General features: G+C 45.5%; 24 protein-coding genes. 12 read left to right on the forward strand and 12 right to left on the reverse strand.

The annotated features are described in order from the left end of the window. From GPLA_RS23630 to GPLA_RS17095, 3 genes are all read left to right on the forward strand, one after another. Nucleotides 1–391, forward strand: a 391-nt coding sequence (locus GPLA_RS23630; protein WP_040515229.1) for a hypothetical protein, incomplete at its 5' end; no start/stop codon positions are given. Further along, nucleotides 392–628, forward strand: coding sequence for a helix-turn-helix domain-containing protein (locus tag GPLA_RS17090; RefSeq protein WP_007106212.1), 237 nt, complete (start codon nt 392–394; stop codon nt 626–628). 18 nt (nt 629–646) lie between these two features. Beyond that, the gene (locus tag GPLA_RS17095; protein WP_007106213.1) at nt 647–1,135 is read left to right on the forward strand and encodes a ribonuclease HI; all 489 of its coding nucleotides are present in this window, start codon (nt 647–649) and stop codon (nt 1,133–1,135) included. A gap of 145 nt (nt 1,136–1,280) precedes the next feature. On the opposite strand, the gene GPLA_RS17100 is transcribed toward GPLA_RS17095, so the two are convergent. From GPLA_RS17100 to GPLA_RS17110, 3 genes are all read right to left on the reverse strand, one after another. Next, complete coding sequence (locus GPLA_RS17100; RefSeq protein ID WP_040515232.1) at nt 1,281–1,781, reverse strand: YcxB family protein; 501 nt, start codon at nt 1,779–1,781, stop codon at nt 1,281–1,283. Nucleotides 1,782–1,921: 140 nt separating this feature from the next. Continuing rightward, entirely contained in the window at nt 1,922–2,701 is a 780-nt protein-coding gene (locus GPLA_RS17105) for a DUF748 domain-containing protein (RefSeq protein ID WP_007106215.1), read from the reverse strand. A 504-nt stretch (nt 2,702–3,205) separates the two neighbouring features. Then, complete coding sequence (locus tag GPLA_RS17110) at nt 3,206–4,237, reverse strand: mechanosensitive ion channel family protein (RefSeq protein WP_007106217.1); 1,032 nt, start codon at nt 4,235–4,237, stop codon at nt 3,206–3,208. 218 nt (nt 4,238–4,455) lie between these two features. Between GPLA_RS17110 and GPLA_RS17115 the strand changes: the two genes are divergently transcribed. The 4 genes from GPLA_RS17115 (at nt 4,456) to arsB (ending at nt 7,124) form a co-directional block, all read left to right on the forward strand. Continuing rightward, nucleotides 4,456–4,815 carry a metalloregulator ArsR/SmtB family transcription factor gene (locus GPLA_RS17115; protein ID WP_007106218.1) on the forward strand — a complete coding sequence of 120 codons (360 nt, stop codon included), beginning with the start codon at nt 4,456–4,458 and terminating at the stop codon, nt 4,813–4,815. 62 nt (nt 4,816–4,877) lie between these two features. Further along, on the forward strand, nt 4,878–5,351 hold the full coding sequence (locus tag GPLA_RS17120) for an arsenate reductase ArsC (RefSeq protein WP_040515243.1): 474 nt from the start codon (nt 4,878–4,880) through the stop codon (nt 5,349–5,351). Beyond that, nucleotides 5,351–6,085, forward strand: a complete 735-nt coding sequence (gene arsH / locus GPLA_RS17125; RefSeq protein ID WP_007106220.1) for an arsenical resistance protein ArsH — start codon at nt 5,351–5,353, stop codon at nt 6,083–6,085. Before GPLA_RS17120 ends, arsH begins: the two co-directional genes overlap by 1 nt. Nucleotides 6,086–6,098: 13 nt before the next feature. Then, on the forward strand, nt 6,099–7,124 hold the full coding sequence (gene arsB, locus GPLA_RS17130) for an ACR3 family arsenite efflux transporter (RefSeq protein ID WP_007106221.1): 1,026 nt from the start codon (nt 6,099–6,101) through the stop codon (nt 7,122–7,124). 80 nt (nt 7,125–7,204) lie between these two features. On the opposite strand, the gene GPLA_RS17135 is transcribed toward arsB, so the two are convergent. Further along, on the reverse strand, nt 7,205–8,101 hold the full coding sequence (locus GPLA_RS17135; RefSeq protein ID WP_007106222.1) for a DapH/DapD/GlmU-related protein: 897 nt from the start codon (nt 8,099–8,101) through the stop codon (nt 7,205–7,207). A gap of 134 nt (nt 8,102–8,235) precedes the next feature. Continuing rightward, nucleotides 8,236–9,075 carry a hypothetical protein gene (locus GPLA_RS17140; RefSeq protein ID WP_007106223.1) on the reverse strand — a complete coding sequence of 280 codons (840 nt, stop codon included), beginning with the start codon at nt 9,073–9,075 and terminating at the stop codon, nt 8,236–8,238. Between the two features lie 418 nt (nt 9,076–9,493). Between GPLA_RS17140 and GPLA_RS17145 the strand changes: the two genes are divergently transcribed. Further along, nucleotides 9,494–10,351 carry a PA4780 family RIO1-like protein kinase gene (locus GPLA_RS17145; protein ID WP_007106224.1) on the forward strand — a complete coding sequence of 286 codons (858 nt, stop codon included), beginning with the start codon at nt 9,494–9,496 and terminating at the stop codon, nt 10,349–10,351. Between the two features lie 112 nt (nt 10,352–10,463). Here GPLA_RS17145 and GPLA_RS17150 read toward each other — a convergent pair whose 3' ends face one another. From GPLA_RS17150 to GPLA_RS17165, 4 genes are read right to left on the reverse strand one after another with little or no spacing between them, the layout of a single operon-like run. Further along, complete coding sequence (locus GPLA_RS17150; RefSeq protein ID WP_007106225.1) at nt 10,464–11,657, reverse strand: retropepsin-like aspartic protease family protein; 1,194 nt, start codon at nt 11,655–11,657, stop codon at nt 10,464–10,466. A gap of 13 nt (nt 11,658–11,670) precedes the next feature. Beyond that, the gene (locus GPLA_RS17155) at nt 11,671–12,135 is read right to left on the reverse strand and encodes an acyl-CoA thioesterase (protein WP_007106226.1); all 465 of its coding nucleotides are present in this window, start codon (nt 12,133–12,135) and stop codon (nt 11,671–11,673) included. Between the two features lie 6 nt (nt 12,136–12,141). Then, nucleotides 12,142–12,882: an FFLEELY motif protein gene (locus GPLA_RS17160; protein ID WP_007106227.1), complete on the reverse strand. Its 741-nt coding sequence runs from the start codon at nt 12,880–12,882 to the stop codon at nt 12,142–12,144. A gap of 47 nt (nt 12,883–12,929) precedes the next feature. After that, the gene (locus GPLA_RS17165) at nt 12,930–13,661 is read right to left on the reverse strand and encodes a sugar-binding protein (protein WP_007106228.1); all 732 of its coding nucleotides are present in this window, start codon (nt 13,659–13,661) and stop codon (nt 12,930–12,932) included. Nucleotides 13,662–13,787: 126 nt separating this feature from the next. Here GPLA_RS17165 and GPLA_RS17170 point away from each other — a divergent pair, with 126 nt between their 5' ends. The 3 genes from GPLA_RS17170 to GPLA_RS17180 are packed head-to-tail and all read left to right on the forward strand — an operon-like array spanning nt 13,788 to nt 15,903. Continuing rightward, a complete protein-coding gene (locus tag GPLA_RS17170; RefSeq protein ID WP_007106230.1) occupies nt 13,788–14,408 on the forward strand; it encodes an elongation factor P hydroxylase in 621 nt (206 codons plus the stop codon). Next, a complete protein-coding gene (locus GPLA_RS17175) occupies nt 14,405–15,547 on the forward strand; it encodes an ATP-NAD kinase family protein (RefSeq protein ID WP_007106231.1) in 1,143 nt (380 codons plus the stop codon). Before GPLA_RS17170 ends, GPLA_RS17175 begins: the two co-directional genes overlap by 4 nt. 38 nt (nt 15,548–15,585) lie before the next feature. Continuing rightward, nucleotides 15,586–15,903: a YfcL family protein gene (locus GPLA_RS17180; RefSeq protein ID WP_007106232.1), complete on the forward strand. Its 318-nt coding sequence runs from the start codon at nt 15,586–15,588 to the stop codon at nt 15,901–15,903. A gap of 85 nt (nt 15,904–15,988) precedes the next feature. Here the strand turns inward: GPLA_RS17180 and mnmC are convergent, their stop codons facing one another. Beyond that, on the reverse strand, nt 15,989–18,025 hold the full coding sequence (mnmC, locus tag GPLA_RS17185) for a bifunctional tRNA (5-methylaminomethyl-2-thiouridine)(34)-methyltransferase MnmD/FAD-dependent 5-carboxymethylaminomethyl-2-thiouridine(34) oxidoreductase MnmC (RefSeq protein WP_007106233.1): 2,037 nt from the start codon (nt 18,023–18,025) through the stop codon (nt 15,989–15,991). Between the two features lie 246 nt (nt 18,026–18,271). On the opposite strand from mnmC, the gene fabB reads away from it, so the two are divergent. Further along, a complete protein-coding gene (fabB, locus tag GPLA_RS17190; protein ID WP_007106235.1) occupies nt 18,272–19,486 on the forward strand; it encodes a beta-ketoacyl-ACP synthase I in 1,215 nt (404 codons plus the stop codon). Between the two features lie 76 nt (nt 19,487–19,562). Here fabB and GPLA_RS17195 read toward each other — a convergent pair whose 3' ends face one another. Both GPLA_RS17195 and GPLA_RS17200 read right to left on the reverse strand, forming a co-directional pair. Continuing rightward, complete coding sequence (locus GPLA_RS17195) at nt 19,563–20,483, reverse strand: alpha-E domain-containing protein (protein WP_007106236.1); 921 nt, start codon at nt 20,481–20,483, stop codon at nt 19,563–19,565. Between the two features lie 2 nt (nt 20,484–20,485). After that, a complete protein-coding gene (locus GPLA_RS17200) occupies nt 20,486–21,940 on the reverse strand; it encodes a circularly permuted type 2 ATP-grasp protein (RefSeq protein WP_007106237.1) in 1,455 nt (484 codons plus the stop codon). Nucleotides 21,941–22,084 lie beyond the last annotated feature (144 nt).

Below are 22,084 nucleotides of genomic sequence, written 5' to 3' on the forward strand. Positions count from 1 at the left end.
GTGGGTTTCATTCGGCGATGAGCAATTGAATCGGCTTTGGCAGCAATACCCTCAAGACCAATTTGCATTGATGCTAACTCTTGCACCCTCAGTCATTACCATATTCGCAGGCATATTCTGGCTTCAACGATTGCTATTGGAGCTTAGTCGTGGCCTATTCTATTCGATAAAAAGCATGATCTGTTTGAAATGGTTGGCATGGTTGTCCCTTTTTGCCGTGATATACCAAATGATCTGGCCATTGCTGCCATCAATGCTGCTCAATGATCTGCAGTCTGTTGATGTGCGTATTCGTCCTTTGACCATAATGGCTGTGCTGTGTTTGCCGGTTTTAGTTCACTTGTTCAGCGCCGCCAAAGAACTTGACCAAGAAAACAACGAGATCGTTTAGATGCCTGTTATTGTTAATCTCGATGTCATGATGGCTAAGCGTAAAGTCAGTTCAAAAGATTTAGCTAAGTATATTGGTATAACCGAAGCTAATTTATCAATACTGAAACGTGGGAAAGTTAAAGGTGTCCGCTTTGGTACTCTTGAGGCCATATGCCGCTACTTACACTGCCAGCCTGGTGATATTCTGGCGTTTGAAGATGACACGAAACCAGACATGCCGCGGCGTATGGAATAACATGGACGGTGAATAATAATGCGTCACTTACAGGTTTTTATTGATGGTAGTGTCAATACCCAATTGAAGGTGGGATACGGCGCGTACCTTGTTGTATCTGATCCGAGTGCCTCGATAGAGGCATTGAAATATAGGGTAAAACCCAAGCGTTTTGAGCAAACGAGTTCAACTAAGTTGGAGTTACAAACACTGTTGTGGGCATTGGCAGAAATACGCACATTGGCAGGTAGCGAACCTATCGCGCTGACTATTTATACCGACTCGCAAAACATTATTAGTTTACCCGACAGACGCGCCCGTCTTGAACAAAATGACTACTTTTCTAGTAACAATAAACGGCTGAATAATTATCAGTTATATCAGGCGTTTTACCGTTTAACTTCTGGTATCGAATGCGAATTCGTTAAGGTGGCGGGGCATAAGGTGTCAAGCAATAAGGGGGAAATTGATAGGCGCTTTGCCTTGGTTGATAAAGCGTCTAGAGGTGCGTTACGGATGGAGTTTTAACGCTTGCCTATTGCTCAAATCCTAACGATAAAAGCGAGTCATGAATAAAAAGCATTTCAATGACTTGTCGTGGTTCTGATTACAGCGTTTTGTTGAGGTGAATGACTCGGTAGGGGGATTGCCTTTAGGACGTTCATTGTGGCATTTATGTGTTCGTTAACGCGGCCTGCGCATTAACAAATTCTTGAGCTTGTTCCGATAAGCATCTACCTGACAGATAGTTTTTTTGGCCCTTATGGTAAAGTAACCAGCCCGGAGACGGGTGACCAGCCGCAGGCTCTATTTTACTGATCTCTGCCCAAGGGATCGTACTCTCGATATGAATCGATTTACTGCTGACACCAGTGTCATCTATGGTGAGGGTTAATTCTGTATTGGCGGCTTTACTGATCAATTGCCTAGCGAGCCACCATGATTTTTTAAAGCGGAGACTGAACACTTCTAAACCACCCAGAGCGATAATGAACCATGCCACATAGGGGGCTATTTCGGTGAAACTGAGCATAACTAAGCCCGAAATAACCAGAAAAATCGCGATAATATAAGTACGTTTCGCATTGCCAGCAGACGCTGATGCATCGTAGGTTTCAATAAAGTGGCTTTTATCCAGCATATATGAAGTGGAATAGGTGAAGGGTGTCGTCATTAATACGTCAAAGCTGAGCTAAAAATGTAGTGTAGCGAGAAGCGTCCTACCTTGGTAGCGCTTTTAGCCTGATTGTGCTTGCAAGAGATAACAAAAAGGGCCCTAAGGCCCTTCAACAATTAAGTGTTTGTAACACGTTGCTAATTAAATAAGCCTTTGAGCTTGTCACCTGCTTTTTCGAGCAATTTACCTTTCTGTTTTTCGATCTCTTCGTTCACTTTCTTCTTAGCTTCTGCTGCCAAGCGTTTTTTCGCTTCCACTTTTGCGGCAGCAATAACGTTATCGAGCATGGTATTAACGACTGCCGCGCCGACTTGATTAGCTGGCATGCCATTAGGTTTGCCGATTGGACCCGCGTTGAAGGTGGGTAATGTTACTTCGTAAGCTTTGGTGTCTATTTTTAGATCGCCAGTGGGCAATTTTTCAAAATTAAACATCAGGCGCACATTACTTACCGTGACGTTTTCTACTATCACTAAGGGATTAGGTCCCTCTGTGGTTGGTGCTGGTTCATTTGCGGTTTTTGGCAACTGGGCTTCTAAGTTGCTTTTCAATACCATTAAATTGCCCTGACCATTTGCATCGACTTCATAGAGGATGGCCGGTGCATTGACGCTAACGGTCTGAATTACGTATGGCTCATTAATAACGTCGCCTATGTCTAACGTAACAGCAGCAAGACTAAATGCGTTTGCTTCACTGAAACCTTTGGGATTTTTCACGTTTAGTTCACTGATGGTCATTCGGCCATCGGTCAGCGCCAGCTCAACCTTGCTTACCGCTACTGTGGTTCCTAGGTATTGGCTCCCTTGTTGCTCAATTTGGCTGCGAATAAAGTCGCCAGCACCGCTTAACATGTACCATGCACCGCCTGCTATCAGTAGTATGAGCAGACCAAAAATCATTAATCCTTTTTTCATGAATTTTTCCTTTCGCTAGTTAGTGAATTTTATTATTGCAACACAGCATATGAATTACTAGCGCACAGGTAAAGCGGGTGCATCATCATTATGATGTTTTTTATGGGTAAATGAAGATATGCGGCATTTGTATACTGAGCTGTTGGAGTGGGGGGGATGTCATTAAATCACTGAACCCGGCGAGTTTTAATGATGCTTAATAGGCAAACTTACTACCCCCCAGATAATCAGCAGGCTTAGTGCTATCTGCTATTTTGCATAGTCCTGCACTGCTGGTTACTGAGTGGTTGCACCAATAAAGAGGGTGTCAGCGTGGTGATACGCTGATATTAACGGGCAAGGCTTCTGAGGTGAAAAAGGCTTTTAAAGTAAGCTTAGAAATCAACCCAAATAAATAATTAAGCTTGTCTGGATTAAACCAGTCGCTCAAGAGAGCGTCATTATTCAATTAAAAAGGGATACGCGCTCTGGGCTGTTAACTCAGCCTTGTCTCAAGCACATGCCCTATTCATCCTCTGGCGTTTCGACGACGCTTTTTATTTCAGAGAGTTCCTGTTGCAACGTGTCTATGCGCCTTTCCATTGCTTTGCGCTGGTCTTTTTCAGTGTCGGGCATTTGCGCTTCCAAGGATTTTATTTGCTCGAGTATGGCGACTTTGTCGCTGGCTTGCTGCTGAGCTTGTTCGGCTTTATCAAATACTACATCTTCTGCTGTGGTCACACTTTGCACTTGATTGAATGCCGGGGAGTGGGCGATTTTACGTTCTACGTCTGGACCTGCGTGCTGGCTAATGAATGTGGGTGACATAATTTCGATGTCATTGTCGTGTAGGCAATCGAGTACATGGCGATGCAAATTTGAACGTGCGGTAAGCAGGTTTTTTACTTCGACTAATAAACCACTGACTTTGTAACTGACTGAAAAATCCCCTAGATGCGTGATATGTACAAAAGGTTCTTCTAGCTCTGTTTGAATGGCTGCTTGTAATAATAAATCATCAATACGGCTGTGGTGTAAATCATACCCTAGTGATAATTCCACCGAGATGATAGTACCTGAGCGGCGTATCACACTGACGGGTTTTTTGACCAAGGCACTATTTGGGATGGATACCAGTTCTCGGGTTTGGGTTTGAATTTCACAGTCGAATAGCCCAAGTTCAGTGACACGGCCAAAGTAGGTATCAAAGCTGATGAAATCACCGGTGCGAAAAGGTTGAGTGAAGCGCATGAGTGCCCCAGCCATTAGGTTACTGAATAAAGTGGTAGAGGAAAATGCTAATAATCCAGATAACACCAGACCAATTAAACTTAAGATTTGCAGCTCTAAGCTTTCGGATACGGGAAGCATGATCACGACCGTGACTAACCCCACCAGCATAAGCGTTAACATGGCTAATTGGCGAGCGAAAATATTCTCATCGCCTGTGTGTTTCAACGTATTAAACAGCAGTCGCTGGGCTATCCAGGTCAGTATTGCGAAGGTTGCGAGTGTGACGGTGACCGGTAACCAGTCGCTGATAAAATTGTTGCTCATAGGCATATCCTTTTGTTTTAGCCAATTAGATTAGCCATGAAAAACGGTGTTTCAATATCTTGGTTATACCTTGAACCTCGGGTGAAATGCCAGCCAAATTCTACGTTTATCTAGGGACTCAGTGCCCTTGATCTAATTTGTTCTGCTCTTGAATGAATATTTGACATTCGGAAAAACATATATATGATATTTCGCATGTTAATCTGCAGAAGCCAGTTATGTCAACTCACATGCCGTTACCCTTGTTCACGCCGCTTTCATTTTATAAGTGTTTGTCTGACGATACGCGACTCAAAGCCTTGTTGTTGATTTATTTGGAAAAAGAGCTTTGTGTATGCGATTTGATTACCGCTCTTGAACTGAGTCAACCTAAGGTGTCACGTCATTTGGCTGATTTACGCCGTTGCCAAATTTTATGTGACGAGCGCAGAGGGAAATGGGTGTATTACTCACTCAATCCTAAATTGCCCCATTGGGTAATGAGTGTGCTTGAAACCACAGCGCACAATACTGAAAGCTATTTAAATGACTGTATCACCAACCTCAATATTGCCAAGCAAAATGAATGCTGTGAGTAATGTTTTGTGCCGTAAGTCCGTTCTACCCGCAATCGAAATTATCAGCTGAGTCGAGTGTTTCCATGTTAAAAATATTATTTATTTGTACCCATAATCGTTGTCGCAGTATTTTATCTGAAGCGATAACTAATCACCTAGGTCAGGGCAAATTAGAAGCACGCAGCGCTGGCAGCCAGCCTGTGGGGGAAGTGCATCCTTTGTCGCTTAAGTACCTGCAAGAAGAGGGTGTTAACACCCAAGGGCTGATAAGCCAATCGTGGGATGAATTCGAAGACTTTGCTCCAGATGTGGTGATCACTGTATGTGATAGTGCGGCAGGGGAAGCGTGCCCGTTGTGGTTTGGCGACAGTGTAAAAGTACATTGGGGATTGTCTGATCCGTCTAAGCTAACTGGCGATGAAGAACATATCGCTCAGGCGTTTCGCACAAGCATAAATGAAATTAGTCAGCGTGTGCATGCCATGCTCACTATCAAGGCTGACGCCCAGGATGCTGTGGCTCTGCGTCAAGCATTCAACCACTTGGGGGCAAAATAATGTCTGATATCGAATCACGCGTGTGCTCGACCTTACCTGACAATATTGATGCTGGGTCGTTCGTTGTGCCGCAATTCAATCAATTTAAAACGGCGTCGTTCGTCCACAAACCACGTATTTTATTATTATATGGCTCGCTGCGGGCTCGTTCTTTTAGCCGCTTAGTAGTAGAAGAGAGTGCCCGTATACTGCAAGCCATGGGCGCTGAAACACGTATTTTCAATCCGACAGGATTACCGTTACCGGATGGTGATGACGCCGAAAATACAAAAGTAGCTGAACTACGCGAATTGATGTTGTGGTCAGAAGGCCAAGTGTGGTGCTCACCGGAACGCCATGGTTCGATGACTGGCATACTGAAGAGCCAAATTGATTGGGTGCCGCTTTCAATTGGTGCGGTTCGCCCCACACAAGGAAAAACACTTGCCGTTATGCAGGTAAGTGGTGGATCACAGTCCTTTAATGCGGTTAACCAGATGCGTGTATTAGGCCGTTGGATGCGTATGTTGACCATACCTAATCAATCATCTGTAGCGAAAGCCTTTATGGAGTTTGACGACAATGACTGTATGAAACCATCGCCATATTACAACCGTATTGTAGATGTGCTGGAGGAGCTAATGAAATTTACACTATTAACGCGAGATAACGCCGATTATTTAGTTGACCGTTATTCCGAACGAGTTGAAAGCGCTGAGCAAGTGAGTCAACGCGTCAATCAACGCTCTATTTAGCAGGTATTTTAGCATGGGATTATTTGAACGTTATTTATCGATTTGGGTGGCATTGAGTATTGCTGCTGGTGTGATTCTGGGTAGTTTCTTGCCTGAGTTATTTGCTGGAGTGGCCGCACTGGAATATGCGCACGTTAATGTCGTGGTAGCCGTACTGATTTGGTTGATGATCTACCCCATGATGATCCAAATCGATTTTTCATCCCTTAAAGATGTCGGTCGCAAACCGAAAGGCATCTTGCTGACACTGGCGATTAACTGGCTCATCAAACCTTTTACCATGGCTGCATTAGGCTGGTTGTTTTTTAAAGGCTTCTTTGCCGACTGGGTTGATCCGCAAACCGCAAACGAATATATCGCCGGTATGATCTTGCTCGGCGTAGCGCCGTGCACGGCTATGGTATTTGTGTGGAGTCAGCTAACCAAAGGGGATGCTAATTATACTCTGGTACAGGTCTCGGTGAATGACATCATTATGATCTTTGCTTTTGCCCCTATTAGTGCGTTATTGCTCGGCATGAGCGATATTCAGGTGCCTTGGGAAACCTTGCTAATTTCAGTGTTGTTATATGTATTGCTGCCACTGATTGCCGGGGCGCTCACGCGCTCTTGGCTTAACAAGGCAGGCGACAGTGAGGGGGATAGCAACATTCATCGTTTTGTCGCCACCCTGAAACCTTGGTCGATTATCGGCTTGCTGGCGACAGTGGGATTGTTGTTTGGCTTTCAAGCACAAACGATCCTCGACCAGCCACAGATGATCTTATTGATCGCGATACCGCTATTGATTCAAACATACGGCATTTTTGCTATTACTTATTACGCTGCCAAGCGCTTAAGCTTGCCACATAATGTGGCAGCACCTGCCAGTATGATTGGCTCGTCCAACTTTTTTGAGTTGGCGGTGGCAGTCGCTATATCGTTATTTGGCTTACATTCAGGGGCTGCTCTTGCCACGGTCGTCGGGGTGTTGGTTGAAGTGCCAGTGATGCTGTCGTTAGTGTATTTTGCTAATCGTACACGCCATTGGTTTGTCTGATATTGATTTGCCTACTGCCCATAAAAAAGCCAGCAAATTAAGCTGGCTCTTGGGTTGGCTTTAATGGTCAAAGTATTGATTTAGTCGTTGCTGTGCAAGCTCGCGTTTAGCCCGCCCCATTTAGATGAATCTGCCACTATGGCTTCAACGCTACCGTTTTGGCTGTTACGGCGGAACAACAAACCGTTCATGCCTGATAACTGACGGGCGGCAACGACTTCGCCGTCTGGGGTGGTTACCTTGGTGCCAGCTGTAACATACAAGCCTGCTTCAACGATACAGTCATCACCAAGTGAAATGCCGGTACCTGCATTGGCACCTAACATGCTGTTTTTGCCAATTGAGTTTATGGTTTTTCCGCCACCGGATAAAGTACCCATGGTTGATGCGCCACCGCCGATATCGGAACCATCGCCTACTACCACACCTTGAGAAATACGCCCTTCAACCATAGAACTGCCGAGTGTACCTGCGTTAAAGTTAACGAAGCCCTCATGCATTACTGTGGTGCCAGCGGCTAAATGAGCGCCCAAACGTACTCGGTCAGCATCACCGATGCGCACACCTTCTGGGATAACGTAGTCGGTCATACGTGGGAATTTGTCTATAGAAGATATGCTCAGATGATGATGCTCGCCAGCGATGGCGCCGCGTAGTGCTTCGACTTTATTCGGCAGTACGGGGCCAGCTGAGGTCCAGGCCACATTGGTCAGTAAACCAAAAATTCCCGTTAGATTAATCTTGTTAGGCTGAACACTGCCTTCAGATAATAAATGTAAACGCAGGTAAGCGTCTTCGATGGTTTGGGGAGCGCCGTCGATCTCTAATTCGATTTCAACGAAATCGCTGTTAATCAAGCCTACTTTTTGCGCAAGGCAGCTACGCGCAATTTGGGTATTCGCGCGTGGAAACCACACATCTAACGTTTTACCACTCTCGGCATCGATGTAACGATGACCAATACGTTTTACAGTCATTTATTTTTCCTAGTTTCGTTAGTTTTAAAGGCAGAAGCCGAATTATGTCTTGTATTGACACAGTTGGCAGCCCCATTTTACTTATAAATTATAATCAACGTCGAATTAAACCTACTGTGCAGACCAGTAGCAGCCTACAAAGTGAGGGATAGTTCACTATTTATTTTTTCTGTGGCAGCAATTTTTTTCTGTACAGCAAAATCGACTAAGGATAATTCAACGCCGCGATTGGCTGCGTTTGCTGCCGCAGGATCGAATGAACACAGGGTGAGAATTTCATTGTAGCTTTGCGTTTGCCAGATGTAACAACGGTTGAAGCCACTGTGCAGCAACGCATAACCTTTGTCGTCGTTAACTAATTTTGCACTGAGCGAGACGCGTAAATCTTGAAAATAGTCCGTGACTTGGGCTGCTATGTCTACCCGTGGCTCGAGAGTTTTAATATAACGGTTAAGTGGCACATCCCCTTGTTGGACACCTGCTTGCTGGCGAGCACTTTCGATACTGAGTGGGTTACCGTATTTTGCAATTGCGGATGTGAGGACATCGTTTAATACGTCTTTGATCCCCACATAAGCACTTTCAACCGTATACAAGCTAGATATCTTGGTAATAAAACCATTGAATTTGTTGAAATTTAATTCAAGGCGTTGTTCTAAACGCGAATTTTGATAAGGCTGGTAAAAACTCAGGCGTACTTTATCGCTACGTGTACTGCCGGCGATGTGATGTAATTTAGCCCCTTGATCATACAGGCTCATCGCGCTGGCAAGGGCGTTATCGCCAATATACAGACTTTTAATATCTAGGGTACTGCGACTATCTTGACTGATTGTTAAACGCTGGGTGGCATCGAAGCGTTTTAATCCTGTGGTTTGCTCTAATGGATGAACATCAGCAGCATGGGCTAAACCCGAGCCTGCCAACGATAGATAACTAACTAACAAAAAACGTTTTGGGATCTTTATCTTCATGGGGTTCCTAATGGCGTGAACAGCTATGCCTAACATGCAGCATAGCACTTCGGGCTGTCCGGCAACACTCATGCAAGGCCAGTGAAAGATATAGTTATGAAAGTGTGATTTACAATCATTCAATCGACGGGTGGCTTTTGGCTAAAGCTATGAGTCGCGTATGATATGCAAGTTTATATACCGCCGCTATTGAAGCACTTGATATTGCAACACTAGCAGATTAATCTAATGCAAAGGGTCGCGACAGTAACCTGCTTTAGGAGCTTAAAATTTGCACCAAATAGATTTAACCAATTGCTGCTATAAATTTCCTCTAGATCCAACAGTCATGTTTATTTTTAAGGTATTTCGTTGAGTGAATGTATGACAAACTTTTGCGGCTATTCCAAGCACGCCTTAACTGCTGTATAACGACGCCATGAAAATACCAAAACGAATCCAACCACTGGTTGATGATGGCCTCGTAGATGAGGTACTTTACCAGTTAATGAGTGGTAAAGAGGCGACTGTGTACGCCGTGCGTTGTGGCAACGAAATCCGTTGTGCCAAAGTCTATAAAGAAGCGATGAAGCGCAGTTTTAAAAAAGCTGCGCAATATCAAGAAGGGCGAAAAGTACGTAACACACGTCGTGCCCGGGCCATGGAAAAAGGCTCAAAATTCGGTCGTAAGCAACAAGAAGACGCCTGGCAAAATACTGAAGTAGACGCCTTGTTTACCTTGGCAAAAGCCGGTGTGCGTGTTCCTGAGCCTTACGGTTGTTACGATGGCGTGTTGCTCATGGAACTTATCACAGATGACGACGGTGACGTTGCCCCTCGTTTAAACGATGTAGGCATGTCTGCCGAGCAAGCGATGGAAGATCACGCCGTTGTCATGGTTTATGTCATGCGCATGCTTTTAGCTGGGCTAGTGCACGGCGATTTGTCTGAGTTCAACGTATTAGTTGATGCCTACGGCCCAGTGATCATCGATTTACCCCAAGTGGTCGATGCAGCAGCCAATAATAATGCTTTTAGCATGTTGCAGCGTGATGTACGCAACATGACCGAATATTACGGGCAATTCGCGCCAGAATTGAAAACCACTCATTATGCCGAAGAAATGTGGGCCTTGTTTGAATCCGGTGAACTTGAAGCTGATACGCCTTTAACTGGGCATTTTGACTTCCCAGATGATGAGGCTGATGTAGACACAGTGCTGGAGGAAATTAAAGCGGCGTTTGAAGAAGAACAAGAACGTAAAGCGCGTATTGCTGGCCCTAGCGAAGAAGACTAGCAGCACGCTATTACCCGCTCAGAATACTTCAATTATGCGGATAGCGTCTGTTATCTGCATAATTGACATTGTCGAGAGCAGAATAAACAAAGCTGACCTTATTTAAGATACTTCAACGCAGATGCAACAGCGCATTTTTCTGGTCTATTCTGAAATCAAATTCCCGCAAAAAATTCATTCCTAATAAGCCGTCACTATGAGCAAGTTCATCTAGTGGCAATACCATCACATTAATGTTTCTCACTTTCGCCTTAGCGATTTCAAGGCTGGCGAATTGATACATGGGCGAGCGTACGGTGCCATTGGCCGTTTGTACGTTAAATTGGCCAACAAATTTGCTTGCTACCGATTTAAACAACGCTTTAAATTTCTGCCGAGATATGGCGGTGGTTGATGCGCCGGTGTCGATCAAAAAGTGCACCTGATTGCCACTCAGACTGGTTTCAACTACGTACTGATCGCCGTATTTTTGTAGCGGGATCTGAAAGGAATTTGTAAGACCGACTCTTTGAGGGCTGCCATTGGTTGCTTGACTTGTATCACCGTTGTCAGCATTTATTGACTCATCGATTCGTTGAATGATTTGGCGGATCTCCATCGCTTGTGGATCCTCATAGCGAATGGATGCAAGTACGTTTTCCATCAGACTTGCTTGTTGCTGGCGAGCATAAGCGGTAGCTAAGGCTAAAATCAACTCACGATCAGTGGGACTCACCTGCAATAGTGGCTCAACGAATTGTGCCAGTATGTCCCATGAATTCGCTTGTTTCAGCTCGGTGATGGTTTCATTGGTTAAGCGCGCAATGGTATTTTGCACTTGTGTTTGTTGCGCTTTACTCAAGGGTAAACTCAGCATGCCATGATAATGAATAATGGCGTCACTGAGTAAGTGTGACTGGGCGATGTATTGGGCTTCCAAGAGCAAAAACTCGACATCTTGCGGGTATTGGCGCAAATAGAGTGGAAAAAACGCCTCAAGTTTGGCGTATTCCTGCCCCGTAAGCCAGCGACGAGTTTGGGCTAAATAGGCTTGCCGTCGGTCTGGCTTAAAACGCTTTGTGCCCGAGGCCGATGTTTCGTTTTCGATGTTTGCCTTATTTTCATAGGGCGGGTTCGACGTGTTTGATTGGGGCTCTTGGTTAGCGGGCTGCATCGGAGCTTGCTTAAAAGGTGCTAGGTTAGTTGTTTCAAATACCGGTTTATGTACCGCGACTGGACGCAGCTCATGAAAACTCAGGTACTGATATACATTGATGCTCAATGAGGCAAAAAATGCCAGGACCAGTGCGCTATTGAGTTTGCTCATGACATCTACGCCTTTATTCTGCGGGGTTAATCAGCATGGCGTTGAAATAAGTCTCGGAAAATATTTTTGGCATGCGCTTAGGCTTGCCTGAGCTAAGAGCGATACAGACAAATTCAGTTCGCGCTTTTAACATGCTTAAGCCGTCACTTAGGCGAATAAATTGGAAGTGTCTGGCCAGTTTTAACTTGTTATCACATGCGACAATCCAAGTGGCGCACGCCAAGGTGTCACCTAATACTGCTGCGGCAAGGTAATCAATTTCGTGACGACTAATGGCCATACCCCGGTCTAGTTCTTGATATTGTTCGATACTCAGCCCTAACGCGTTGGAATGCGCCCAGGCTGTACGTTCAAGCTGACTGACATAAGCCACATTATTCACGTGATTGTAATGATCTATTTGCTCAGGGCTGATGTGCCATTGACAGATAAACGGGCTTGGATATTGCCAAGGAAGTTGTTCAACAGAAGTGGGCATAAATGCTTACGTCTCGGGTGTTATCTCAATACTGGGTACATAAGGTAACGGGTTATCACCCTGAGGGGCAAATAATAGTGTTACTAACTGTTCCTCTTTTAACACAATATCTTGTATGAACGTCTCGCTATTAGGGATTTTTTTAAATGCGTTATAGCCGTTTTGTAAAAACTGATGGAGAGTGTGCAAGCCTTTGGCCCTAGCTGGATGTTTAGACAATGTTAGCATCATAGCGATACCTTTTATGCTGGCCGCTTGATGTAGGTTGCGACCCAATGTACGCAGCAGGCTAATCTGTTCTAGGCGTAAATCAATATTGTTACAGGCCACATAAGCTTTAGCATAGCTTTGTTGGTCGAGAATTATGCAGGCTAAATGCGTTTGTTCAGTTAGTTTACTTGCCAGCGCGTAATCCAGTTCATAAGATAAAGCATGAAGGTGCAGAGCGGCAGCCAAGGATGACAGTGCTTTTTGTGGCAAGTATTTATGTATTTTGGGTACCACGCGGGCGATATCTGTATCTCGCTGGGTAAAATCTTGTGGACCGTATATTTGCTCAGCGAAAAAATTTAGGGCAGAGGCGCAGTTGGGGTTGTTATTTTGTGCGTTATGAGTGGCTTGCATACGCAAGGTTTGCCAGGCTTGTACTGCATGAATGAGCGGCAAGACATGGGTGCCCTGGGCAAGACGCTGAATGGACGCCACCGTATGCAGGTGGCAGGAAATTTGCGTGATAAGATCAGGCATATACCCCACCGTTATCGATGACGACCAATTGAAAATAACGACTCACACTACTGAGTCAGAGTGATTTTACCGAAGACATCAGCCGTTATGTACCCTAAATTCTTGCTGCCATTTTGCGCTGGGAAATCATGGTCACCCATAAAATGCTCGCGAACATCGCTACCATCGTTATCACAATAAGCTAACATGAAACCCATCACATCCTCGGTTTTCAGCGGGATCGATGCTTTAGGTGATTTATCTGTGTAGTCATTTGGATAACGTTTAATCGCTACCTCCCACAGGATAGTATTCGGCTTCTCTAGCTGACGCTTCCAGTTGCTGTTGATATGGTCATTGTACAGGTGGGCTTTTTCATCATCGCCAATATCCGCCGCTTGGTTATCAAGACCTATGTGGTAAGCCAATGCGGAATGATTAAATTGATGATTACCGCCAGACGCATCACCATCGACAAATATTTCAAGGGCATCGTCATCCCAGTAGCGCTCTAATGGGTCTGCATGGGTATCAATCAGCATATCGTCAGTGATTTCGGCTTGTAAATAAAGGTAGTTTTTATCCCACAATAAGCGATAGCGACCGTTGAAATCAGATTTTTCAGGCAGGGTACCATCCATTAAATATGGCATGTCATGCCATTGTGCGTGCTGCCATACAGCCTCTTGTTGTCCGTCTATGACAGGAGCCGTTGACGTGTGTTTAACATCAAAAGCGTGGGCGGAAGCCGCACTAAAGGCTGAAACGATTAATAGCGATTTTACGATAGCTTTTAACATGCTATGTCCTTGTTGGTGATATGAGATATTTTGCTGCCCATAGCTTGGCGTAAAGCGTTCAGTAACACAATAGGCACAGATATGAACTTGAGTTTAGGTGCTCGGGTTAGGTAGAATGCCGCCCTAATGAATACCTTATCCCCCACAAAATCACCTATTGGTGAAATCCATTGCAAACCCCATCGTTATCAAGATGTGATGACGTTATTTGATGCTGCCTTTAGTCAAAGTGAAAACACCCGCTTGATCAAAGGGCCTGGGGAGCCAGAATACGTGCCTGCTGGGAATGACTGCGCTTATCATCAAGTGATTTTTGCCCATGGATATTTCGCTAGCGCGCTTCATGAAATCGCCCATTGGTGTATTGCCGGGCCACAGCGGCGGTTGCTCAATGATTACGGGTATTGGTACTGCCCAGACGGACGTAACGAAACACAGCAGATGCAATTTGAACAGGTCGAAGTTAAACCCCAGGCCATTGAGTGGGCATTTTCTGTGGCAGCCAATAAAACATTTAGGGTCAGCACTGATAACCTCAATGGGGCGCAGCCAGATAAGCACACTTTCACCTTAAATGTACATAAACAGGTGATGCGTTACTTACAAGACGGTTTTCCTGCTCGGGCCACAATATTTATCAAAACGTTAGGCATCTTCTACGGCACCGGTGACCTGACGCCTGGGCATTTTTTGCAGCCAAAGAGACGGGGTCATTGGTCAACGAACGCATTCGAGGAGGGAGAGTGACGGATAAAGCACGGTTTAAACTTGGCCTTATTATTAATCCATTTGCAGGAATCGGTGGCAGTGTGGCGTTAAAAGGCAGTGATGGTGCTGATACCCGAACGCAAGCGCTAGCACTTGGCGCCCAGAAGCTGGCTAATACTCGCACCCGTTTGGCCCTAGAGGAACTGCTACCATTTAAATCTCAACTGCATATTTTTACTGCAGCAGGTGAAATGGGGGAAACGCTGGCCGCTGAGTTAGGTTTTGATTTCACTGTGGTTTATCGCTCGTTGAGTGAGCAAAGCGAAGCGATTGATACTGAGCGTTGTGCGGCAGAAGTAAAACAACGGAATGTTGATTTATTATTGTTCGCCGGAGGTGATGGTACTGCACGTAACATCTGCCACGTTATTGCCGATACCCTACCTGTGCTGGGTGTGCCTGCGGGCTGTAAAATTCATTCGGGCGTATACGCTGTTACGCCACAAGCCGCAGGGCGAGTGGTTAGTATGTTGATTCAAGGGCAAATTGTTACGCTGCAAGATGCTGACGTAATGGACATTGATGAAGAGCTTTTTCGCCAAGGCAGAGTGAACGCGCGTCAGTACGGTGAAATGCGTGTACCGAGCGAGTTGCGTTATATTCAGGCCGTCAAAATGGGCGGTAAAGAGTCTGATGAATTGGTGCTTGCGGATATCGCAGCGCACGTTATTGAGTTCATGGAAGCGCATCCTCAGCGGCTTTTTGTTATGGGCTCAGGCTCTACGGTTGATTTTATTATGCAGGAATTGGGCTTAGCCAATACTTTATTAGGGGTTGATGTCATTCAACATGGCAGTGTGCTTGCCAGCGATGTGACTGCTCAAGCCTTATTAGCCTATACCGCCAATACTCAGGTGACGTTGATCATCACACTGATTGGCGGTCAGGGGCATATTTTCGGACGAGGTAATCAGCAGTTGAGCCCTCAAGTGCTGCGGCAAATAGGTCGTGAGAACTTCTTGGTGGTCGCGACAAAAAGTAAGTTACAAGCCCTGAACGATAAACCTTTAATAGCGGATACCGGCGATATTGCACTGGACGCCATGCTGTCTGGTTTAATTAGTGTCACCACGGGTTATAAAGACCAAGTGCTATACCCGATTGCTCAATTCGAATAAGCAACTTTATATGTTAACAAAGGATATTAGTCACCGTTATGTGTGAATCAGTAAACAGCGATGTAGCAAAGCAAAAATTTGATGATTTTGTAGATGCCACTCAAGCCTACCTTGATGGTGTAGTGGTCTACGGTAACGATCAGGAGCTATTTATTGCCAGCTACCTGACCGGCCATTTTTCTCTGGTCGGCAGCAATGCTCTGGGCTTAGACGATTACTCCTTAGCAGCGTTAAACCGTTACATGCTGGAAAGCCTTGAAAAAGCCTATGCTAATAATGAAGTGCAAGGACAAGATCAAGTGCAAGTATCGGCTTTGTGGCAACGGCTATTTGTCGAAGCTGACGTGTTAGCTTAAATGTAAACAGCCTAAAAATGTGGGTTTAACGCTTGATGATGCTAAGTGTTAGCCTGCGGATTGGATTACCTGCGTTCTTGTTGTGTTAAATTTCTCGGCGAATGAGCTGCCTGATCAAAAAACGATTCGGATTTAAGGTATTGAGTAAGTCATTTGGCATAGGCAAAGGCTGGCCACAAATTTGACTGGCCAGAAGCTCCGCCATAAGTGGCGCAGTGGTTAGCCCTCGGGAGCCCAAACCCGTCAACATATATATATTTGGCACGTCACTACCTTGGGGGTAATACGTCGGCGGCAAGGCTTTATATAAATCCCCAAGTTCGATTTTTTGTTGGGCGATGTTTGCCAGAGACCCTACCAAAGGTAAGTGATCGGGTGAGCTGCAACGCACAGCTGCACGGCCAATGCCATTACCTACCACATTTTGTGCCCATGCACATTGCGCAAGTGATTGATAATGAGTGGCTAGGTTTTTAGCTTGCTCTTCAAGTCGGTAATCTGTGGCAAGATCATCTTTTACGTAAGTCGAACCCAGGGCATGTTGTCCTTGGTATTCTGGGGTTAAATACCCCTTGTGGCACAAGACGGTGTTCAGTTTTGTTAATGCGGGTTGCGTGGGAATGGCCTCAACTTGTCCCCGTACCATACGCAGAGGGAAGGGGTGTAAGTCGCTTACGCTATGGCTTTGCGCACCAGTTGCGTAGAGCACTATGTCTGCATTTACGGAGGAAGGCTGCGAGCTCGAATTTTCACCGACGCCAGCAAAGTTTACCTGCCACTGGTCATTATGTCGTTCAACTCTGGTCACCGCATGGTTGTTATGCAAGGTCGTTTGGCTTAAATCATTGGCTGCGCGGAATAGGGCATTAACCAATTGAGTTGGGTCAATCCAGCCCCCTAAAGGCATAAATAAACCACTGTATGGCACATCACAGTGACTTATTTGCGTGGCTTGCTCTTGGTTGACATAGCGAACTAGGGCGTGTGGCCAAATATCGTTATCGATTAATTTGGCATAGCGTGCGGCTAGCGGTGGTTTAAAGCCAAGTTGCAGTACGCCGCACCATTGATGAGCAAAGTCGTAGCCTTGGTTTATCAAGTTTCGATAAAGGCCTGCTGCGTAAATGAAACTATGGGCATTAATTTGACTGCTATGACTGGGATCCACGTTCAACTGTGGATAAAAACCAGCTTGAGGATTGCCTGAAGCGCCTTGCCCTGGGGTCGAGTCTTTAAAATATACGTCACAAGATATGCCTCTTTTCGCTAAGGCATATGCGGCACTAGCACCCGCAATACCGGCGCCGATAACAACCACTTTAGTTGGGGTTGCTGTATCGGCAATATGCGCAGCACTTCGTTGGAAATAGCTAGCTTGTCCGCGATGACGTTCGGCCCTTTCAATATGTCCGGCTAACATGTCCCGCTTGCGCCCATGACCTTTACGTTTCTCGACGGTGAAACCCGCCTCACGTAATCCACGTTTGACAAATCCTGCGGCAGTAAATGTAGCAAACGTGCAATTATCTGTGGCTAATCGCGCCATTTGTTCAAACAGGGCTTGAGACCACATTTGCGGGTTTTTACTCGGGGCAAATCCGTCTAAATACCAAGCATCGACCAAACCAGTTTCAGCGGTATGTATTTGCGGCAACGAATCGTGTATATCCCCCAGCCACAAGTCTAACACCACTCGATTAGCGCAAAATGTCATCCGGTGACAGCCATTAAGTGGCATGGGATATTGAGCGATAAGTTCGTCTGCGAAGTGATTATATTGAACGAAAGTACTCAGTGCCTGCACTAAGTCTTGTTGGTTAAGCGGAAACTTTTCAGTACTTACAAAATGCAGGGTCAACTGACTGAGGGGGTTGCGCTGCATAAATTGGCTAAAAGCGCTAAGGGTTACTAAAAAATTCAACCCGGTCCCGAAACCCGTCTCGGCGATCACGAAGGTATTTTTTGACCACAGTGACCAACGTGCGAGTAATTGATTATTTTGCAGAAAGACATGCTCTGCCTCGGCGACACCACCGGCTGCGGAAAAATATATATCGTCAAAATCCGTGGCAAGTGGTGAGCCATCAGAATTAAACTGAATATCTGCTGTTTTAATAGTCAATCGTGTGGGTCTCCGCGTATGCTTGGGCTAGTCTTCAAAAGCGCGATAGTTTAAGGTAACTGTCTTAACAAACCAAACAGTCTATATAAACCAAACTGTATTGCTATTCTAACCGGTGATGATTTGTTGAACAGTGGGCGCTGTGCATGATTTTTGTGCACAAAAGAGCAGACCAGTTGCAACGTTAAAATCGTTACCATATGCGGCAATTTTATAAGCAGCAATTTTTTGCTTGAAGGGTTCATCATGAGAAGAGCAGTTATCACCGGACTAGGCATTGTTTCTAGTATTGGTAACAATAAAAATGAAGTCACGCAGTCCTTAAGAGAAGGGCGTTCTGGCATCACATATTCTGAAGAGTTTGCTGAAAATGGCATGCGTAGCCATGTTTGGGGCAAAGTTAATATTAACTTAGCGGATCACATTGACCGTAAAACCTTACGTTTTATGGGCGATGCAGCAGGCTATGCGTATATTGCTATGCAGCAAGCGGTGGAAGATTCAGGGTTAACACCTGAAATGGTCTCTAACGTCCGTACCGGTATTATCGCCGGCTCTGGTGGCGCTTCGTCTCAACATCAGGTTGAAGCGGTGGATATTTTACGTGAAAAAGGCTTACGTCGCGTGGGGCCTTATATGGTGACACGCTGCATGGGCAGTACGGTATCAGCTTGTTTAGCGACCCCATTCAAAATCAAAGGCGTTAACTACTCAATCAGCTCTGCTTGTTCAACCAGTGCGCATTGTATTGGTAACGCGCTTGAGCAAATTCAACTGGGCAAACAAGATATTATTTTTGCTGGTGGTGGTGAAGAATTGCATTGGACTTTGTCGATGGAGTTTGACGCTATGGGCGCGCTTTCCACTAAGTATAACGATGACCCAAGCAAAGCATCACGTACCTATGATGCCAACCGTGACGGTTTCGTTGGCGCAGGTGGTGGTGGCATGGTGGTAGTTGAAGAACTCGAACATGCCTTGGCTCGTGGCGCTAAAATTTACGGTGAAATTGTTGGTTATGGCGCGACGTCGGACGGTGCAGACATGGTTGCCCCATCAGGTGAAGGTGCGATCCGTTGTATGCAACAAGCGATGCAGGGCCTTGAAGAGCCAATTGATTATATCAATACCCACGGTACGTCTACCCCAGTGGGCGACGTGAAAGAGTTATGGGCTATCGGTGAAGTGTTTGGCGATAAAGTGCCGCCACTGAGTGCGACTAAAGCGATGACGGGTCATGCATTAGGTGCTGCAGGCGTAAACGAAGCGATTTATAGCTTGTTGATGATGGAAAACGATTTTATCGCCCCGTCTATTAACATCGAAACCCTCGATGAAGCGGCCAACGGCATGGATGTAGTGACCGAAACCCGTGATGCTAAATTAAACACAGTCATGTCAAACAGCTTCGGCTTTGGTGGCACAAACTGTACTTTAGTGATGCAGCGTTACAAAGGCTAATTAGCCAAGCGCATGTGCGTAAATGCAAAAGCCCGCTAAATTCAGCGGGCTTTTTACGTTCTGGGAATGAGCGTATTTAAAAGTAAGTTTCTTCTAATTTAATAAAGACTTGGCTTATTCCAAGTTGTACGTCATCAATAAAGTGATGCAGCTTATCTTGAATAAGTGTTTGCGGATTAGCTGCCATTAACATCTTCTCCACGACTTCGAGCTCATGGGATACAGCTGCAAAGTTTGGCAGGTTTTGTACACATCCCTTAACCTCTTGCAAAGTGTGCAGTAATGAACGGGGAAATCGCTCTTCTAGCAATAAGAATTTCAATACGTCGGGACGACGGATCCTGAGCCGTACTTCTCGGCGATACATCTGATAAGCCGTTAATGATTTAAGCACACTCATCCACTGTAGATTTTCAAACGCCGACTGTTCTGTTTCCGTTTCTGGTAGTAAAGTGGCTGAGCGCACGTCTATGATCCGCGTGGTCATATCGGCTCTTTCTAAGTTGCGCCCAATTTTTAAGAAATTATAGCCTTCATCATGGGTCATGGTACCCGCTAAAATGCCGGTAATCTTCTGTACTGACTCAATAACTTCAGTCAGAAAATCGTATCGCGAGCGTCTAAACAACGCTTTTTGATGATTTTCATCACCATAAATATACAGTTCGTTGATTTGCTCCCATACCTCTCTAGGAATGATCTCCCGGATAGTTCTGGCGTTCTCCCGCGCAAACTCTAAGGAGCTGACAATGGATGACGGGTTATTAGGTCCTACAAGTAAAAAGTTTAAAACGCTGTGTTCGTCCGCCATGTCGTAGTGGGCATAAAAGGTTGTTCTGTCAGATACTATGTCGATTATGGGCTCCCAACCCAGCACAATGCTTTTGGGTAAATCGAGCAGTAGATTCGAGTTGACGTTAATCAGTCTAGCGGTATTTTCAGCACGCTCTAGATAACGCCCTAACCAACATAAATTATTTGCGACTCGAGATAACATAATTAGCTTCCCTCCATATCAACAATCCAAGTGTCTTTACTGCCACCACCCTGTGATGAGTTGACCACAGTCGAACCCTTCACTAATGCGACGCGAGTGAGACCACCCATAGTGACACACACGTCTTTACTACTGAGTATAAAGGGGCGCAAATCTAAATGCCTGCCTTCTACTTCATTGCCAACCATAGTCGGGGCAGTCGACAGCAGCAACATAGGCTGGGCCACGTAGTTTCTAGGATCATCTTCTATCAGTTTGCGGAACTCATCATGCTCCTTTGGCGTGGCATGGGGGCCAATCAACATACCGTAACCCCCTGATTCATTGGCGGGTTTGACGACCATTTTTTCGATATTGGCCAGTACATATGCTTTTTCGTCAGGATTCACACATCGATAGGTAGGTACATTTGACAGCAAAGGCTCTTCATCAAGGTAATATTCGATAATCTGTGGCACATAGCTATATACCACTTTATCGTCTGCCACCCCTGAACCCGGTGCATTAGCCAGCGCTACTTTGCCCGCTTTCCATGCGCGCATGAGGCCAGGCACACCGAGGGTCGACTCGGTATTAAATACTTCAGGATCGATAAAAGCATCGTCGATACGGCGATAGATAACGTCTACCTGACTGAGACCGTTTATGGTGCGCATATACACGCAGTTATCTTCATCTACGACTAAGTCATCACCCACCACTAACTCGGCACCCATCTGCTGGGCTAAGTAGGCATGTTCAAAATATGCAGAGTTATAAGTGCCGGGTGTCAAAACCACTATTTCAGGCTCTGGAATATCCCGTGGGGAAAGCGCGGCTAACATGTCGTATAAGTCCGACGGGTAATTATCTACCGGTAAAATGTCATATTGCCTGAACATTTCTGGGAATACGCGTTTCATCACTTGCCTATTTTCAAGCATGTATGACACGCCAGATGGGACGCGTAGGTTGTCTTCCAGCACGTAAACAGTACCATTTTGGTCCCGCACTAAATCTGAGCCACATATATGTGCCCAAATCCCTAGTGGTGGGCTGAAGCCTTTACACTGGGGTAAAAAGTTTTTTGAATGAGTTAACAAATCTTTGGGAAAAATACCGTCCTGAATGATTTTTTGCTCGTTGTAGAGGTCATCGATAAACATGTTCAATGCTTTGACCCGTTGTTTTAGGCCTTTTTCAATCTGTTGCCACTCTTTGAGTTCGATAAGGCGAGGAACGATGTCAAACGGCCAAGCTCTGTCGATTGATCCTTCTTCGTCGTTGTATACACGAAACGTTATCCCCATCACTTTTATGGCTGAATCGGCAGCGGCTTTATATTCTTGCAGTTCTGCATCGGAAAGGTCTTGTATGAAATCACACAAGTCTGTTGCATAAGTCCTCGGCTCCCCAGGACGTTTAACTAACTCATCGTGAAATGGGCCTGTGTCGTATTTATTCCAATTAATCGGCATACTGAGATCTCCATCTTGCTAGTTGCATATTTAGTATACGGATTCAGTTCGTTTTTGATACAAAAAGTCTTGACGTTTATGCTGGGTTCTATTCAAATCATAGGCAATTAGTCGATCGTTATAGCTACATCTTTGGTAGACCGT

The sequence above is a fragment of the Paraglaciecola polaris LMG 21857 genome (assembly GCF_000315055.1).
Classification (GTDB): Bacteria; Pseudomonadota; Gammaproteobacteria; order Enterobacterales; family Alteromonadaceae; genus Paraglaciecola; species Paraglaciecola polaris.